This is a genomic window from Streptococcus oralis, from assembly GCF_026782285.1.
In the GTDB taxonomy this organism is placed as follows: domain Bacteria; phylum Bacillota; class Bacilli; order Lactobacillales; family Streptococcaceae; genus Streptococcus; species Streptococcus oralis_CG.
Genome location: NZ_JAKUWG010000003.1, coordinates 65,711 through 82,468 on the forward strand (window position 1 = coordinate 65,711; position 16,758 = coordinate 82,468).

A 16,758-nucleotide genomic window follows, 5' to 3' on the forward strand; every position below is an offset into this window, starting at 1 on the left:
AAACAGGATGAAGATCACCTTCATCCTGTTTTATTTTGTCATCAAAAGTTATGTTTACAGCAGGTATAAAAAGGTTAAGGTCAAGAGACTTGCTAGAAGCCCAACTCCCCAAAAGAAGAAGTCAACCTTCCACTCGCTCCAAGGATTGCCCTTGCCTGAGAATCCTCCAAGCTCGAAATGGTGATGCACAGGTGTCATACGGAAAATACGCTTTCCACCACTAAGTTTGAAGTAGGTAACCTGCATCATAACAGAGCTTGTCTCAAAGACATAGATAATCCCAATCAACAAAAGGGTCCATTCTTGGTGGAGGGCCATAGAGATTGCTGCTAGCATCCCACCAAGAGCCAAACTTCCTACATCTCCCATGAAGACCTTGGCAGGTTTGTGGTTAAAGACGAAGAAACCTAGCAAACCACCAATCATGGCAAGAATCACAAGAAGAATATCCAGTTGATTTTGCATATAAGCAATCACACCGTAGGCCGATAAGCTAATCACCACGGAAATACTCGCTAAGCCATCAATCCCGTCAGTCAGATTCACCGCATTGGAAAAACCAACTAGCCAGAAAAGGGCAAAGAAAATATAGAAAAAACCCAAATGAACTTGGTAGCCAAAAACTGAAAGCATATCGCCACCACGCTCATAAAAGAGGTAGAAAATCACTCCTCCAAGGAGCTGGAGAGCAAGCTTTTGCTTAGGATTCAAGCCTTCGTTGATCTTACGAAAGACCTTGAGGAAATCATCCAGAAAACCTACCAAACCATACAACACCAAGATAAACAAAATCATGCCTACATTGTTGGTCAATTGTTGGGTAAAGAGAGCAATAAGAAAGCTCACAACTACTGCAACGATAAGGAAGACAAGACCTCCCATGGTTGGAGTCCCAGCTTTAGCTTGGTGTTGTTTGACATCCTCGTGCATCTGCTGACCCGTAATCTGTGCTTTTCGATAAAATCGGATAAAGGCTGGAATGCCAATCAAGGTCAATAGAAAGGCTAGAATTCCAGCACTAATGGAACTAATCATCTTAATCTCCTAAAGTTACTTTCATTTTTTTAATGTCTTTGAGGGCTGTATTGGCACGGACACTTTGTTTCTTGACCGTTTTGCCACTACCTTCCCACTCGACTTCTATATTCAGCCATTTAGCAAATGTTTGCACATTTTCATCTGTCCAGCCGTACATATCAGGCATTTCTTCGACCTTATCTGACAGGATCAAGATCTGCTGATTGGCTTCCAAATTATCTCCTTCAGAAACCGAGAGTTCCTTGATCTTGGTTCCTGTTCCGATAACAATTGGTTGGACAAGGTTGCGACGCAATTCTTCTGCTAGGTCACCTGGGGTAAAGCCCTTGGTAGCTGGCATAGCATAGCTTGTCGTCTTGCTGACCTGATCCAAGTTCTTGGCAGTTGACTGAAGATTGAGGGATTCTTTCATAGCTGAAGCCCGCTCCAAGATTGGGTTGGCAAATTCTCCCAATTGGATACCTGAATAATGTTCAGGCTGTTGAACCGTTACATACAAGATAAAATCAGGATTTTCGGCAGGGTTCATAGCCACAACTGAGAAAATGTTGTTGGTAGAACCAACCAAGTAGCCTCCATTTTTCTCGTCAGCGATTTCGGCTGTACCAGACTTGAGGGCTACATTCTGACCTGGAACATTGACATTTGGTTTTCCTGTACTGTGGTTGTACATGGTACCGTAGACAGGATCTGTTCCGACCATGACCATGTGCTCCCGAGTAGAGGACGCTGCTGTTTTTGACACAGGATTTCCGACAATTTCCTTTTGAGACTTACGAACAGACTGGTCATTTGGATCATAGAGGGCACTGATAAATTTCGGCTCCAACATAACCCCATCGTTGGCAATAGCTGTAAAAGCACGAAGCATCTGGGTCTGGGTAACAGAAATCCCTTGTCCAAATGAACTCATGGCGATATTGACAATGTTGTCAGCAGGCAATTGACCTGTGTACTCATCTGCCAGACCAAAACGGGTCGGTACCCCAAACTTAAAACGGTTGAGGTAGTCCAGCCAGGTTGCATCCCCCATCTTTTGCTCAAGCAAGGTCATTCCGATATTACTTGAGTGAGCAAATCCTTGAGAGAAGGTCATGGTGCCACCACTAGTCAATCCTTCATTGACGTCCCAGTCTCGAATGGTCGCATCTGCTATTTTCAATTCACTACTGTTAAAGTACTCGCCACCAGGGAAGGTATTGTTGTCAATAGCCGAAGCCAACATCATCACCTTCATGGTTGACCCTGGCTCGTAGTTACTTTGATAGAGGATATCACGCCAGACAAAGTCTTTTGTGATGCCATCCTTGGTATCTGCATTAAAGGTCGGCCGTTGGGTCGTAGCCAGGATTTCCCCTGTTTTAGCGCTAACCAAGGTAGCCGTCATATACTTGCCTTTTACTTTTTCCTGGAAGGCATCCATCTGGGTTTCCATAAAGGATTGCAAGGGACTAGAAAGGGTTGTGTAGACATCTTTTCCATCTACTGTTTGTTGAGAAGCTTGATCTGTACCCGGAACAATATTTCCCAGACGATCTTTCTCATAGGTGATGATCCCATCTGTACCCGCCAGAATGTTATTTAAAGAACTCTCCAATCCAGATGTCCCAATCAAACGTTTGGTCCCATCCTCATTTTCATGGAGTTGCGCTAAACCGATAAAGGAAGAAGCAAACTGTCCATTGGGATAACTACGGTTGGGGCTCGTCGTAAAGTCAATTCCCTCAACACCAGCAGTTTTGAGGTCATTTTTGATGGCCATCATATTGGCATAGGTAATCCCATTTCCCTTAGTACCAAAAGACACCTGTTTTAGATCTGGCTGAGAAAGCTGTTCTTTGACATAAGACTCCTCCATATCCAGATACTTATGGAAAATTTCAGCCACCTTATTAAATTGAGAATCCTCTACATAGAGAATTTTGCCTGTTGCTGACTTGTAGGTCTTGTCAATAACAGCATAGATATTATACGAAGTTGCATCCTCAGCAATAGGTGTTCCATTACGATCGTAGATGGTTCCCCGTTTTGCAGGAATCGTCTTGGTTGTTTGATGGACCTTGTTTGCTTCTTGAACCAAGTCCTTACCAAATTTTTTACCTGTTCCGATAATGACCGCAAAGTTGACCAAAAAGACAGCGAAGAGTATGACAGCCAATAAACTCAGGCTTTTCCCTACTCTTCGGCGATTTTCTTCTGGAGATTTACGGTTACGAACGGCATAACGGATGATTTTTTCTTTCCACTGTTTCATTTCTTACTCCGCTGCTCGGATATTTTCGTTATTCAGCTGCAAATCCTTGGAGTTTGCAATCTCTTTCAAACGTTCTGAACGAATCAATTCATTGACCTCTTGCTTGGCATCGTCTAGCTCGGTTTTCTTTTCTTCGATTTGAGCATTGACCTTGGTCAATTCATTCTGAACTTGTAATAGCTTGGTCTGCATAAACACAACGCTAATTGCCAGGATAATCATTGTAACTGCAATCGAAACATAGAAGGCCTTTTCCACACGTGAAAAACCTTTAAACTTCGTTTGCAATAACTGGCTTGTTTTTTCGATTCTTTCTGCCATGTTTTTCCTCTTACTTGTGAATTTTTCTAGCCACGCGCAACTTGGCTGAATGCGAACGGTTGTTGGCTTCTAGCTCTTCAGCACTTGGCAAGATTGGCTTACGGGATACCAATTCCATCTTGGGCTTAAGGTCATCTGGAATGAAGGGCAAGCCTTTGGGAACTTCCACTGTTGAAGCTTCTTTGAATAATTGCTTGGTCAAGCGGTCTTCCAGCGAATGGAAAGTAATGACTGAGATTCTACCATCCAAAGTCAGCATGTCCATGGCCTGCTGGATGGATTCATCTGCAGCGCCCAGCTCATCATTGACTTCAATTCGGATAGCCTGAAAAATCTGCTTGGCAGGGTGCCCCTTTTTCTTGAGTTCCTTGGCAGGCTTGGCCGACTTGATAATCTCTGCCAACTCCGTCGTTGTCTCAATTGGTTTCACCTCACGCGCTTGCTCAATCTTACGAGCAATCTGTTTAGAAAACTTATCCTCACCATACTTGAAAAAGATCCGAACCAAGTCATGATAGTCATAATGATTGACCACCTCATAGGCCGTCAGACTAGCTTCCTGATTCATCCGCATATCCAGTGGCGCATCCTTTTTATAAGAAAAACCACGCTCACGCTGATCCAGCTGAGGACTGGACACTCCCAAGTCATAACAAATTCCATCAATTTCCTGGACACCAGCCTCCTGCAAACGTGCCTGCAAATGACGGAAGTTATCCTTGATAAAAGTCACCATCCCCTTTTCGATATAGGGTGCCAACCGTTTTTGCGCATTGTCAATAGCATTCTGGTCCTGGTCAAAGGCATAGAGATGCCCTTTTTCGCTCAATTTACTTAATAAATATTCGCTATGGCCTGCTCCGCCCAAAGTCGCATCAACGTAGATACCGTCAGGTTTTACGTCAAGCATATCAATCGTTTCATGAAGCAAGACCGTTACATGATGAAATTCTTTTGTCATATCTTATCTATTTTACCACAAATCTGACCAGCTTGCACTTGTCAGACAAATAGGTCAAAAAAAGTAAGATTTCTTTAAGAATATGTCAAATATGCTTGACATCTATTTCATAGAAGAATATAATATAGTCAAATATATACGACATAAATCAGAAAGGAGAACAGATGAATCGTGTGAAAGAATTTCGCAAGGAACTGGGTATTTCCCAGCTCGAACTCGCCAAGGATATCGGTGTCTCGAGACAAACCATCAATATGATTGAGAACGACAAGTACAATCCAACCCTGGAACTCTGTCTCAATCTCGCCCGCAGCCTCCAAACTGACCTCAATAGTCTCTTTTGGGAGGATAATTTTTAAAAAAGGAGCAAACTCATGAAAAAAGAAACTCTCACTGAAAAACTGATCAAACGCATTTATGGCATTTCAGGACCACTTGATGAACACAAACGACGCGAAGCTGACCGCATTGGAAATAAAATCTTTGTGATTCTCTTTTACCTCATGACTTTAGGTAATCTTATTCCCTTTGTCCTTGCTTATAAATATCCGCAAATTGTCGCTATCGGCTATCCTCTTGTGGTATTCGGCATTTCGATGATTTCTGCTCTCTATGTGCTCTCCCAAACCAGGAAAACAGGCATCACAGCCATTGATCTAGATATGCTGAATGAGAAAGAAAGCAAGCAACTACACTACCCAGGTCTTAAAGCGGGGATAGTCTATGGATTGATGAGTTTTTTTGTAACCCCTCTTCTCCATATACTACTAGGTGAGAGTCAGGACTATCTTCAGTCTCTTCTCACTTTTAAAAATATTTTTTCAAGTATTCTCCAGTCTTTCTTCTTCGGAGTAATTATACAAATTATCATCTCCCATCGCATTGCAAAAGCCAAGGAAGATCAGGACGACGATTAGGAGGTACCCTATGAAATCACTAGCGAGACTACTGATCAGTCATGTTTTTATTAGTATCTTTATTACCTTTTTCCTACTTTCTGGACATATTGAGCATCCTTTCTTGATTATCTTTCTTTTATTCCTTCCTGTATTGAACAAGGGACAGAGATTCCAGAAAATTCAATCAAAAAAAATACGCCTTCTAAACGCATCTCTCTGTTTTATCCTCATATCCTTTCCACAACTTTTAACAAATCCTATGGATTGGAGATACCTGGTATTTCTAATAATCTGTATCATTTTTAGTTTGGTTTACTTCTATACTCTCTATCAACTCTTTAAAGAAGTCAATCAAAAATCGCTCATTTAGGAGGTTACTCCCATGAAAAAAGAAGATTTCACCACTCGCTTACTCAAACTATTCTTTCACATACAAGGGCCTTTTGATGAATGCCGTCAAGAGATGATTTACAAGGCTTGTGCCCGTACCTTGATCCAAATCGTTTACTCCTCCCTCCTACTCTTCTTGTTCTATCTCCTATTTGGACGCTTCATAGAGTTAGTTCGAGATGCCATGCCCTACCTCTATTTTGGACTTATCTTTGTCCTCTCATCTAGGGCGAGACTAGCAGTTCGCGACTTACATTTAGACAAGGATGACCAGTCCGAAATCCATCACAAAAGCTACAGCAAAAGCCAGATCAAAGTTCGTAGTTGGGGTGTATTCCTCAGCATTCAGCTTGTCCTCTTTCTCTTACTAATCTTTCATAAACTCTTTGCTCAGCATCTTCCCCTCGACACCTTTTTGGACAATCTCTCCCACTTTGATAAAATACTCCCTTTACTAGTCTTGGGATTGGGTATTGGTGCTATCTTTGGAACCATGACCTATGCCTTTTTATCAGAACACGAGGCAAAACACTCTGAACCAGTAACGCATAAGGAAAATATAGAAAAATGACCAGTATATATGATTTTTCCGTTTTAAACCAAAATAACCAAGCGACTCCCCTAGAGAGCTATCGTGGTAAAATTCTCTTGATTGTCAACACTGCTACTGGATGTGGTTTAACGCCCCAGTACCAGGGGCTTCAAGAACTCTATGAACGCTATCAAGATCAGGGCTTTGAAATCCTAGATTTCCCTTGCAATCAGTTTATGGGACAAGCACCCGGCAGCGCAGAGGAAATCAATAGTTTCTGCAGTCTACACTATCAGACCACTTTCCCTCGCTTTGCCAAGATTAAGGTCAACGGCAAGGAGGCAGATCCTCTTTATGTTTGGCTAAAAGACCAGAAATCTGGCCCGCTAGGAAAACGAATCGAATGGAATTTTGCTAAGTTTCTCATTGGTCGAGATGGGCAAGTCCTTGAGCGCTTCTCTTCCAAAACAGACCCCCAAACCATCCAAGAGTCTCTCCAAAAAATACTCTAATTTCTTTTTAAAACGTATCCTTTCATTTAGTTTGAGCCCTGAAAGGATGCGTTTTTTCTTTAAAAAGTAACTGATTTTCTTTAATTTATATTTATTTTTTTGTTTTTTGCTATTGCAATTCTTTCATTAATTTAGTATATTTGTTATATTAAAAGTTTTCAGTCATTTTAAGGGAGAAATGACCTTTTAAATTTTTTTATCTTAAAATGAAAGCGCTTTATAAGCAGGAGGTAAGGTGGCTTACAATTATCAGAGAGTTTTTTCATTAAATCAAGTTGTAACCAAGTCAGACTTGGGCTCGGGCAGTAGCTGACTGCCTTTCTAAAAACTAGGAGTATATTATGAATCGATACCTTTTTGAAAAAGGGCAAACATTTAGCATTCGGAAGTTGACTGTAGGTGTGGCCTCTGTTATCGTCGGACTGGCATTTTTTGCTTCTGGAACCGTACGTGCAGACGAAACGTCTCCTGCCACGACATCCAATTTAGATCAGCAAATTAAACAAGTCGCAGATATAGAAGAGACCAAGACTGAACCAGTCAAAGAAGAAGGTCGTGTAGAAGCTGAAAAACAAGAAACGCCTGCTACCGATACTAGCAGTGCTGACTTGCTCCCTGAAGACATTCAGGACCGTGCCTACCCCGACACACCTGTCAAAGAACTCGATACAAAGACTATCGTTGACCAGAAAGCTAGTCCAAAAGTAGAAACTGAGAGCATTCTAAAGAACAAGGAAGAAACTCCAAAGGAAGCTGAGAACGGAAACCGTGCCATCATTAACGGTGGACAAGACCTCAAACACATCAACTACGAGGGACAACCTGCTACTGCTGCTACTATGGTTTACAGCACTTACAACGCAGGGGAACAACGCTACCTCGTTTCAGGCTCAGGTATCTTCGTAGCACCTAACGTCTTCTTGACAGTTGCGCACAACTTTTTAGACAAAGAGGGCCATGTTCGTGGCGGAGATTCTGCGCGCTTCTATTACAATCTAGGCTCCAACGCTCCCGTTAAAAATTCTCAGCCAAATTCAGGAAATACCACACTCTTTCAAGAGAAAGATATCCATTTCTGGAACAAAGAAGAGTTTAGCAAGGGATATCAAAATGATTTGGCAGCAGTTGTATCACCTGTCCCTATACAAATTGCAAGCCCAAATAAAGCAGCAACTTTTGTACCACTCGCTGAGCATAAGACTTACAAAGCAGGGGACCCTGTCAGCACGATTGGTTACCCAACTGACTCAAGCTCAAAAGAACTTAAACAGCCTATCGTAGCTGGACAACTCTATAAAGCTGACGGCAAGGTAAAATCCGTCGATCCTTATGATGACAAGGGAGCTACTGGCATCACTTACCAAACAACTTCTGTATCTGGTTTGTCTGGTGGTGGAATTATCAATGGTGATGGAAAAGTCATCGGCGTACACCAACACGGAACGGTTGACAACGGTGTGCCTGAGAAAGACCGCTTTGGTGGTGGACTTGTCCTCTCTCCTGAACAACTCAAATGGGTCAAAGATATCATTGACAAATATGGTGTCAAGGGATGGTATCAAGGGGATAATGGCAAACGCTACTACTTTACACCCGAAGGTGAAATGCTTAGAAATAAGACAGCTGTCATCGGAGAAAATCAGTACTCCTTTGATGAGAGCGGTGTCGCTACTCTAGTCAAGGGAATTGATTACGGACGTGTCGTTATCCAGCACGTGGATGAAGCAGGCAATACAATCAAAGAAAATGATACTTTCTTAGACAAAACAGAAGTGGGAACTGGCTTTGACTATGATTTCAAGAAAGCAATCACTCCAACCGAATTCTACAAGCAAAATCTAGAAAAATACCAGATTGTTTCTATTGATGGGGTCGAGATTCAGAAGCAACTAAAAGACGAGTGGAACCACAATGTCGTTAGCAAAACAGCTCCTGGTACACGTGTCATCAAGGTGGTTTATAAAGTCAACAAAGGCTCCTTCAAAGTTTACTACCGTCAAAAAGGAACCACTACTGAACTAGCGGAAGCGACAGTTGATAACAATGAAGGTCAAGAGTATGACGTTTCCTTTGTCAACACCTTCCATGCAAAAGACATCGCTGGCTACCGTCCAGTCAAGACTAGCCTGGAAGCAGCCATCCAGCATAAAGGTGTGAATGAGGTCGTCTTTGAATACGAGCCAATCGCTGATGCATCCAATCCAACGACACCGACTCAACCAGTAGCTCATCCAGAAGATAAAGAAACCGAAATTGGCAATCATGGACCTCTTCCAAGCAAGGCTCAACTCGATTACCACAAGGAAGAATTGGCAGCCTTCATCCACTATGGGATGAACACCTATACCAATTCTGAATGGGGAAATGGGAAAGAAGACCCCCGATACTTCAATCCAACCAACTTGGATACTGACCAATGGATCCGTACTCTGAAGGAAACGGGCTTCAAACGAACCATTATGGTTGTTAAACACCACGACGGATTCGTTGCTTACCCATCTAAGTACACCAACCATACCGTAGCTGCTAGTCCATGGAAAGATGGAAAAGGTGACCTTCTCGAAGAGGTCTCCAAGTCTGCTAGCAAGTACGACATGAACATGGGAGTTTACTTGTCACCATGGGATGCCAACCATCCAAAATACCATGTTGCAACTGAAAAAGAATATAACCAATACTATCTCAACCAACTGAAAGAAATCCTTGGTAATCCGAAATACGGTAATAAAGGGAAATTTATCGAAGTTTGGATGGATGGTGCGCGTGGTAGCGGTGCCCAAAAAGTAACCTATACCTTTGATGAATGGTTCAAATACATCAAAGAAGCTGAGGGGGATATCGCCATCTTCTCTGCTCAACCGACAAGTGTTCGCTGGATCGGAAATGAACGAGGTATCGCAGGCGACCCTGTATGGCATAAAGTCAAACGGGCCAACATCACAGACGATGTGAAAAACGAATACCTCAACCATGGTGACCCAGATGGTGATATGTACTCTGTAGGGGAAGCTGATGTTTCGATCCGTTCAGGTTGGTTCTATCATGACAATCAACAGCCGAAATCACTCAAAGAGTTGATGGATATCTACTTCAAGTCTGTTGGTCGTGGAACACCACTCCTTCTCAATATTCCACCAAACAAAGAAGGAAAATTCGCCGATGCGGATGTGGCTCGCTTGAAGGAATTCAAAGCAACCCTAGACCAAATGTATGCGACTGACTTTGCCAAAGGTGCCACTGTAACAGCAAGTTCTACCCGTCAAAACCACCTTTACAAGGAAAGCCACCTCACAGACGGTAAAGATGACACCAGCTGGGCGCTCTCAAATGATGCCACAACTGGTAGCTTTACAGTTGATTTGGGCCAAAAGAGACGCTTTGACGTTGTTGAACTCAAGGAAGACATCGCCAAAGGGCAACGTATCTCTGGTTTCAAGATTGAAGTTGAAATCAACGGACGTTGGGTGACATACGGCGAAGGTTCGACCGTTGGTTACCGTCGCTTGGTTCAAGGCAAGCCTGTAGAGGCACAAAAAATCCGTGTGACCATCACTGGTGCTCAAGCAACTCCAATCTTAACCAACTTCTCAGTCTACAAGACACCAAGCAGCATTGAAAAGACAGATGGCTACCCTCTTGGACTGGAATACCACTCAAACACAACGGCAGATACAGCTGGAACAACTTGGTACAATGAATCTGAAGGGGTTCGTGGCACTTCTATGTGGACCAATCAAAAAGATGCCAAAGTAAGCTATACCTTCACAGGAACCAAGGCCTATGTCGTCTCTACAGTCGACCCAGGTCATGGAGAAATGTCCGTCTACGTTGATGGTCAAAAGGTTGCAGATGTGCAAACTAAGAATGCTAGCCGTAAACGTAGCCAAAAAGTCTTTGAGACAGGCGATTTAGCACCAGGCCAACACACTATTACCCTCGTGAACAAAACAGGCGAACCAATTGCTACAGAAGGAATCTACACCCTAAATAATGATAGCAAAGGGATGTTTGAACTCGAGTCTACCAACTACGAAGTCGAAAAAGGAAAACCCGTCACTGTTAAGATTAAACGTGTTGGTGGAAGCAAGGGGACTGCTACTGTGCGCTTCATCACAGAACCTGGAACTGGGGTTCACGGTAAAGTTTACCAAGATACAACTCAAGATGTGACCTTTAAAGACGGAGAAACAGAAAAGACTGTTACCATCCCAACGATTGACTTTACAGAACAAGCCGACTCTGTCTTTGACTTCAAAGCCAAGCTCACTTCTGTCACTGATGGTGCCCTGCTCGGTTTTGCTACAGATGCAACCATCCAAGTGATGAAAGCTGAATTGCTGATCAAGGACCAAACAAGTTATGATGACCAAGCTAGTCAGTTGGATTACAGTCCTGGCTGGCACCATGAAACCAATTCGGCAGACAAGTACCAAAAGACTGAGTCCTGGGCATCCTTTGGTCGCTTAACTGACGAGCAAAAGAAAAAGACAACTGTAACAGCTTACTTCTATGGTACTGGACTTGACATCAAGGGATTTGTAGACCCAGGTCACGGTATCTATAAGGTCTTCTTAGATGGTAAAGAAGTTCCTTACCAAGATGGCATGGGAAATGCTTCGACTATTGATGGCAAGAAATACTTTAGCGGTCGTGCAGCCCAACGCCAAGGCAATCAAACTCTGGTTAGCCTAAAAGGTCTGGACGAAAATTTGCACGCAGTCACCCTTCAACTCAATCCTGATCGAAACGATTTGTCCCGAAATATCGGTATCCAGGTGGACCAATTCATCACTCGTGGTGAAGGAAGCGAACTCTACAGCAAAAAAGAGCTTCTTCAATCCATCACTAAATGGAAGGACGATTTGGCTAACTTTGACCCAACAGGATTGAAAAATACACCTACTGCACGCCAAGCTTTCCAAGCAAATCTAGACAAATTGAAAAACCAACTCAGCGCTGAAACTGTAGATGCTCAGGATGTTATGTTGACAGTAAGTACTTTGCAAGATATTCTCAGCAAGGACGAAAACTACCAAAAACCTGGCGAGGAACCTAGTCCAGAACAACCAGAACAGCCTGCTGAACCGAAACAGCCGGAAATCGAATACAATAAGGCCATGGCTAGCTTGACAGAAGCCATCGAGAAAAAAGTCGGTGAGCTTGGTTCTAACAATGAAGCTAAGAAGAAATTAATTGAACTTGCAAACCAAGCAATTGCTGCAATTCAAGAGGCCAAGACTCAAGAAGAAGTTAATAAAGCGCTAGAATCCGCTCTTGAACAAATTAGCAAGCTTGAAGCAGCTAAGCCTGAAAAACCAGTTCAGCCTGAAAAACCTGCTGAGACTGAAAAACCTGCTGAGCCTGAAAAACCGGCGCAACCGGAGAAACCGGCGCAACCGAAAAAACCGGCTCAACCTGAGAAACCTGCTGAGACTGAAAAACCAGCTCAGCCTGAAAAGCCAGTTCAGCCTGAAAAACCTACTCAACCGGAAAAACCGGCTCAACCGGAAAAACCGGCTCAACCGGAAAATCCTGCTCAACCGGAAAATCCTGCTCAACCTGAGAAACCTGCTGAGCCTGAAAAACCGGCTCAACCTGAGAAACCGGCTCAGCCTGAAAAACCTGCTGAGCCTGAAAAACCTGCCGAGCCTGAAAAACCGGCTCAACCGGAAAATCCTGCTGAGCCTGAAAAACCGGCTGAGCCTGAGAAACCAGTTCAACCTGAGAAACCAGTTCAACCTGAGAAACCTGCTCAACCTGAAAATCCTGCTCAACCTGAAAAACCAGCTGAACCTGAAAAACCAGCTGAACCTGAAAAACCAGCTGAACCTGAAAAACCTGCTCAACCTGAAAAACCTGCTCAACCTGAGAAACCAATTACTTCTTCAAGTCCTGAAGAAGGGGTTAAGGACCTTGTCTTTACACTTCCAAGCTTGGAAATCGTCAATAAGGTAGTACCATTCAAGACTATTCGTCGCGAAAACCCACAATTAGACAAAGGAAAAGAGCAGGTTCTATCAGAAGGAAAAGACGGTCTCTTAGTCGAGTATGTTGAAGTGGACGGTGACAAGCGCAAGGTTGTCCAAACGGAAACAACCCCAGCTCAAGAGCGAGTGATTGAGGTTGGCACTAAACAAAGTTCAGTAGGAACAGAGGCGCCACCTGTTGTGACCCTTCCTGAGCACCCTCTACCAGCTCAACCTGAAAAACCGATTACTTCTTCATCTCCTGAAGAAGGAGTTAAGAACCTTGTCTTTACACTTCCAAGTTTGGAAATTGTCAATAAGGCCGTGCCGTTCAAGACTATCCGTCGCGAAAATGCTTTACTAGACAAAGGAAAAGAGCAAGTTCTATCAGAAGGTAAGGACGGTCTCTTAGTCGAGTATGTTGAAGTAGACGGTGACAAGCGCAAGGTTCTCCAAACAGAAGCGACTCCAGCTCAAGATCGAGTGATTGAGGTAGGTAGTAAACAAAGCTCAGTTGGAACAGAGGCGCCACCTGTTGTGACTCTTCCTGAGTACGTTCTCCCAAGAGAGACTGAAAAACCTGCTCCAGCCGTAACAGATAATTCACCAGCAAAAGATGAAAAAGTTCCTGTTACAACTACAGTTAAACAAGACAAGGAAAGACAACTCCCAGCAACTGGGGAACAAGAAACGAATGCCTTCCTCCTCTTGGCAGCCATTACTTCTATCTTGTCTCTCCTCATCTTCCAAAAGAATTTCGAAGACTAATAACAATCTTTGATTGATTCTTTCCCATTATTTCAGTTCCCCCGTTGAGAAGACCATTTGGTCTTCTCTTTTTCTATCTGTAAAATTAAAAAACATCCACAAATACACATGGATGTTTTGGTATGAATCTATAAAGTAAGATGATCATTGAGAATAGGTGTTCTCAAATCCAACCACGTTTTCAAATAAACGCTCATCTAAAAAAGAGAGTGCCCCTGGTCTTATCTCATCAGAAATACCATCATAAGTTCTGCAAGAACTCCACAGATAAAAGATGGTGTTTCGAATTCCAATACCATGAGATTTTCTGACGCTCACAAGCCGTCTTTCCTAAATCAGACTTTCCTCTTCCACACCTAGTCACTGACTACTATTTTTGAGTCCAGCATATGCATAGGTTCGATTTCTGGGACACTCTTTTTCCGTCACCACCCTAAAATAAAAGCGATGCTCCCGCCCATCCTTGGCGTTTTCCTTGTTTAAAACAAAGTAGTTCTTCTGATTCATCGCCATGGTGCGTAGGATATCATCGATCAAAAAAGTCAAGGGAACATTCATAGCAGAGTATTTTTGAAAATCCTCTTCAAAACGAATATAGGCATCTGAAAAATAATCCATCTGTAGTTTGTTTTCATACAACTCTTTTCTAGTCATAAACTCCCTCCTCCCACAGTCGAATTTCGAGCACATCTGCTAGCTCTACCAGCCTATAGCCCTCATTGGTCCTAATAGATAGAGTTTGAGGTGATAATTCGCTCACCTCGCCAATGATCGTAGTTTTATGCTTCTTTTCCTTGACCACAAAGCATCCCTTTAGTTGCCCGACATAAAGCTGTGAAAGCAAGAGTAGCTTCTCAACGGGATTCAAGACCGTCGAAAAAGCAACCCGATTTTTCTCTTCACCGAGTGAACTAGTATGCTCTGAGAGGAAAAAGCCCATCCACTTCTGCATCCCTGGATCTTGATAGTCACGCGCAGATTGAAAGGGTAAATAAGAACGATCAATCATTTTAGTCCATCTAATCCTCCAGCAGAATGTCCCCCAATCAGCTTGCTTCTGGCAAGACTCCTAGAGGCTTCTTCCAGTGCATTGGCCTTTAAAAGGGAGGTAAAACCAAATTGTTCCCGAATGGCATCAATAGCCGTCTGGAGCCTTTCTTCTTTTTCTAACTTGTCAACATCATCGAAGAGGGAGATCAAGTCAAAGGACTCGTCCACAAATCCTGAATAGTTGACTCCGACACTTCTGACCGCTCCAGAAGTGTATTTGTTATGAAATAGCTTCAAAACATAATCCGTTAAGATAGCTGTATTATTGGTCGGTTCGACCTTCATTTGTGTGTGAATAGACGGCCTGACTTCCTGTTTAGAGAAACCAGCATAGATAGAGACAAGGGTTGTTTTCTTGCCCGCCCTTCTCAGTCTAATAGCCACCTGCTCCGCCATTTCGCGGAGAATAATTTCGATATCCCGTAGCTTCACGTAGTCTCTCGGCAAGATTTGAGAATTTCCTAACCCTTGGGACTTGGCTTTATAGGGCCTGTGAACATTGCTCTCATCAATCCCGTTAGCATGAAACCACAAACGCAGGCCAGCCTGACCCAGAGCCTTCTGTAGCTGGTCTGGGTTGCTTGTAGCTAATTCTCTGATGGAAAAAATCCCCAGAGCATGCAAGCGTTTCTCCATCCGCCTGCCAATCCCCCAAAAGTCCGTCATCTTGGGAATGGCCCAAACCTTCTCTTCCACATCCTGGTAAGACCAGTTGGCCCTCATGGTCGGAGTGTGCTTGGCCTCATTATCCAGAGCCAACTTGGCCAGTAAGGGATTGGCATTGGACATACCCACTGTAGAGTAGATCCCTGTCTGCCTCCAAATATCCCTCTGGATGCGAGCAGAAAGCAGATCCAGCTTGTCTTTGCGAGAGAGACTCTTGTCTGGGATGAAGTAGTTGAGCGAACTAGTCAGATCAATAAAACCTTCATCAATAGAGTAGGGATAAATATCATCTGGACTACCATAGTTTTGAAAGATTCGCTGGATTTCCATATTGACCGCTATGTACTCATCCATCCTAGGAGGCACAATCAAAGTCACTTGAGCCCAATCTTCGATGTAGCGAACATAGTCTGAGTCAGTAGGCAAGCCTTGCTTTCGAGCATTGTAATAAGAAAATTTGCGCGTTTTGATATCAAAAGGCAGATCATAGGCCCGACCAACATTGGACTTGCCAAAAATCTTCTTAAACATGGGAGAGGAAGCTAGGATAAGACCAGTAGAATTATCCGCGCGACTCATGACACAAAGCGAGGTCTTCAGCGGATGCAAGCCCCTTTTCACACACTCGACACTGGCATAAAAAGATTTCATATCGACAAAGGCAATATCACTTTTGGGCTCTCTGGAATAATCAAAGTAGCCCATAGGCTAACCCTCCATCGGCACAAAATTCCCAACGATAATCCCCACAATCCGAGGATCTTCTTCATAGGAGATGAAAATGTCCTTGTATTTAGGATTGATCGATACCAGACGCAAGCCATCTTCCTCCCGATAAACCCGTTTGATATAGGTCTGGTTGTTGCAGACCACTGCATAAACTGCTCCGTCATAGTCAAATCCCGTCTCTCGAATCAGAGCCACGGAGCCATTTTGATATTTAGGTTCCATGGAGTCCCCAGCCACCCAGGAAGCAAAATCGTGAGCTAATTCCTCATTAAAGTAAACCGTATCAAAATTCTGGTCACCGTAGACCGATGCCCCGATTCCTGCTGACATGCGTTCATAGACATGATACTCGTAGAGACGCTCTGGCATGGTCGTCACTTTCTGAGCTTGTTCCTCTTGAGCTAGGTTGCGAGCATAGAGAACAACCTTTTCCTTCCCTTGGTTAGATAAGCTATTATAAAGACGGACAATCTCAATCTGGGTGAAATACCCTTTTGCCACTTTTAAAATCTTCTCTAGCTGAGCAACCTTCTCCTTGGATGGTTCCTTAATCCCGCGTTCCCAAGCGGAGTACGCCTGAAAACTAATCCCCAGTTGCTCTGCAATCTTTTTTTGTGTCAGTTTTAGCTCTTTTCTACGAGCCTTGAGTTTTTCTGGTTGGTACATGATTCA

The 16,758-nt window shown here is 43.4% G+C and carries 14 protein-coding genes; 6 read left to right on the plus strand and 8 right to left on the minus strand.

Annotation, left to right across the window (positions count from 1 at the left end; translation table 11 throughout):
• Window positions 1-54: 54 nt before the first annotated feature.
• The 4 genes from mraY to rsmH are packed head-to-tail and all read right to left on the minus strand — an operon-like array spanning window position 55 to window position 4,574.
• Complete coding sequence (mraY, locus tag MK403_RS02635; protein ID WP_268708878.1) at window positions 55-1,035, minus strand: phospho-N-acetylmuramoyl-pentapeptide-transferase; 981 nt, start codon at window positions 1,033-1,035, stop codon at window positions 55-57.
• Window position 1,036: 1 nt separating this feature from the next.
• Complete coding sequence (pbp2x, locus tag MK403_RS02640) at window positions 1,037-3,292, minus strand: penicillin-binding protein PBP2X (RefSeq protein WP_268708879.1); 2,256 nt, start codon at window positions 3,290-3,292, stop codon at window positions 1,037-1,039.
• Between the two features lie 3 nt (window positions 3,293-3,295).
• The gene (ftsL, locus tag MK403_RS02645) at window positions 3,296-3,613 is read right to left on the minus strand and encodes a cell division protein FtsL (protein ID WP_000840800.1); all 318 of its coding nucleotides are present in this window, start codon (window positions 3,611-3,613) and stop codon (window positions 3,296-3,298) included.
• 10 nt (window positions 3,614-3,623) lie between these two features.
• The gene (rsmH, locus tag MK403_RS02650) at window positions 3,624-4,574 is read right to left on the minus strand and encodes a 16S rRNA (cytosine(1402)-N(4))-methyltransferase RsmH (RefSeq protein ID WP_268708880.1); all 951 of its coding nucleotides are present in this window, start codon (window positions 4,572-4,574) and stop codon (window positions 3,624-3,626) included.
• A gap of 164 nt (window positions 4,575-4,738) precedes the next feature.
• Between rsmH and MK403_RS02655 the strand changes: the two genes are divergently transcribed.
• The 6 genes from MK403_RS02655 to MK403_RS02680 all read left to right on the plus strand — a co-directional run bounded on the left by MK403_RS02655 (window position 4,739) and on the right by MK403_RS02680 (window position 13,641).
• The gene (locus tag MK403_RS02655) at window positions 4,739-4,933 is read left to right on the plus strand and encodes a helix-turn-helix transcriptional regulator (RefSeq protein WP_001082471.1); all 195 of its coding nucleotides are present in this window, start codon (window positions 4,739-4,741) and stop codon (window positions 4,931-4,933) included.
• 15 nt (window positions 4,934-4,948) lie between these two features.
• The gene (locus tag MK403_RS02660) at window positions 4,949-5,491 is read left to right on the plus strand and encodes a DUF3278 domain-containing protein (protein ID WP_268708881.1); all 543 of its coding nucleotides are present in this window, start codon (window positions 4,949-4,951) and stop codon (window positions 5,489-5,491) included.
• A gap of 10 nt (window positions 5,492-5,501) precedes the next feature.
• Complete coding sequence (locus MK403_RS02665) at window positions 5,502-5,843, plus strand: hypothetical protein (RefSeq protein ID WP_268708882.1); 342 nt, start codon at window positions 5,502-5,504, stop codon at window positions 5,841-5,843.
• A gap of 12 nt (window positions 5,844-5,855) precedes the next feature.
• Window positions 5,856-6,434, plus strand: a complete 579-nt coding sequence (locus MK403_RS02670; RefSeq protein ID WP_268708883.1) for a DUF3278 domain-containing protein — start codon at window positions 5,856-5,858, stop codon at window positions 6,432-6,434.
• Complete coding sequence (locus tag MK403_RS02675; protein WP_000200910.1) at window positions 6,431-6,907, plus strand: glutathione peroxidase; 477 nt, start codon at window positions 6,431-6,433, stop codon at window positions 6,905-6,907. Before MK403_RS02670 ends, MK403_RS02675 begins: the two co-directional genes overlap by 4 nt.
• Before the next feature lie 341 nt (window positions 6,908-7,248).
• On the plus strand, window positions 7,249-13,641 hold the full coding sequence (locus MK403_RS02680) for an alpha-L-fucosidase (RefSeq protein WP_268708884.1): 6,393 nt from the start codon (window positions 7,249-7,251) through the stop codon (window positions 13,639-13,641).
• A gap of 360 nt (window positions 13,642-14,001) precedes the next feature.
• On the opposite strand, the gene MK403_RS02685 is transcribed toward MK403_RS02680, so the two are convergent.
• From MK403_RS02685 to MK403_RS02700, 4 genes are read right to left on the minus strand one after another with little or no spacing between them, the layout of a single operon-like run.
• Window positions 14,002-14,295, minus strand: coding sequence for a DUF5960 family protein (locus MK403_RS02685; protein WP_049490283.1), 294 nt, complete (start codon window positions 14,293-14,295; stop codon window positions 14,002-14,004).
• Entirely contained in the window at window positions 14,288-14,650 is a 363-nt protein-coding gene (locus tag MK403_RS02690; RefSeq protein ID WP_268708885.1) for a hypothetical protein, read from the minus strand. The genes MK403_RS02685 and MK403_RS02690 overlap by 8 nt, the downstream gene beginning before the upstream one ends.
• Window positions 14,647-16,062: a Y-family DNA polymerase gene (locus MK403_RS02695; protein WP_268708886.1), complete on the minus strand. Its 1,416-nt coding sequence runs from the start codon at window positions 16,060-16,062 to the stop codon at window positions 14,647-14,649. Before MK403_RS02695 ends, MK403_RS02690 begins: the two co-directional genes overlap by 4 nt.
• 3 nt (window positions 16,063-16,065) lie before the next feature.
• Window positions 16,066-16,752 carry a LexA family transcriptional regulator gene (locus tag MK403_RS02700; RefSeq protein WP_084974359.1) on the minus strand — a complete coding sequence of 229 codons (687 nt, stop codon included), beginning with the start codon at window positions 16,750-16,752 and terminating at the stop codon, window positions 16,066-16,068.
• Between the last annotated feature and the right edge of the window lie 6 nt (window positions 16,753-16,758).